General features: G+C 30.7%; 1 pseudogene. It reads left to right on the top strand.

The features are described 5' to 3' along the window. Positions 1-125 (top strand): annotated as a pseudogene (locus M3221_RS27165) (IS3 family transposase); the annotation flags it as partial. Positions 126-254 lie beyond the last annotated feature (129 nt).

Genomic DNA, 254 nt, shown 5'->3' with positions numbered 1-254 from the left:
AACACTCCATACTGCCAAACTTATTAAAACGAGAATTTAAACAAGCAACTCCAGGAAAAGTATTACTCACCGATATTACATATTTATATTACAGTAATAGAAAAAAGGCTTATTTATCCACTATTAAGAGAGCGTAAAATATTTTGTGTAAATGAGTAAATAGAAAAAGGAAGACCTTTTCTTGTAGAATTGAATCACCACAACACAATTCACAGAAAAGAGGTCTTCCCTATGAACCAGTTTACAACAGATAT

The organism is Domibacillus indicus, assembly GCF_023715895.1.
GTDB classification, from domain to species: domain Bacteria; phylum Bacillota; class Bacilli; order Bacillales; family Domibacillaceae; genus Domibacillus; species Domibacillus indicus_A.
This window is presented reverse-complemented; position numbering and strand designations above follow the sequence as displayed.